We start from the raw sequence: 451 nt of genomic DNA, 5'->3' as shown, positions 1-451 counted from the left end.
AGCGTTAGCCTTTTACATCACTTTGACGACATGGACGATCCTCGAGTTGATCGGCGCAAGTTGCACGCCCTGCCCGATATTTTACTTATCATGTTTTGCGGTGTCATTTGTGGTGCGGAAAGCTGTAGAGACTTTGTTGATTTCGCAGAATCCAAGAAAGACTACCTAAAAAAATTCACGCCGCTAAATAATGGAATACCCTCAAAAAACACTTTTAGTCGGGTTCTCTCAAGTTTAGACCCTGAGCAATTTAAGCGCTGCTTTCTGCAGTGGGTCCAAGGTATCCAGCAAGAACTCGGTAAAGTGATTGCGATTGATGGCAAGACGTTAAGGCGCAGCTTCGATCAGGCCAATAAACGATCTCCTATACATATGGTGAGCGCTTTTGCTTCCGAAGCTCGACTTGTCCTTGCACAGCAAAAGGTAGAAGAAAAGTCGAATGAGATTACGG

Annotated in this window: 1 protein-coding gene; it reads left to right on the top strand. The window is 45.0% G+C overall.

The features are described 5' to 3' along the window. Positions 1-451, top strand: a 451-nt coding sequence (locus MO867_RS22625) for an ISAs1 family transposase (protein WP_252473378.1), incomplete at both ends; no start/stop codon positions are given.

The sequence above is a fragment of the Microbulbifer okhotskensis genome (assembly GCF_023895975.1).
Lineage (GTDB): Bacteria > Pseudomonadota > Gammaproteobacteria > Pseudomonadales > Cellvibrionaceae > Microbulbifer > Microbulbifer okhotskensis.
The sequence above is the reverse complement of the archived record's forward strand: the minus strand, read 5'-3'. Positions and strand labels throughout refer to the sequence as shown.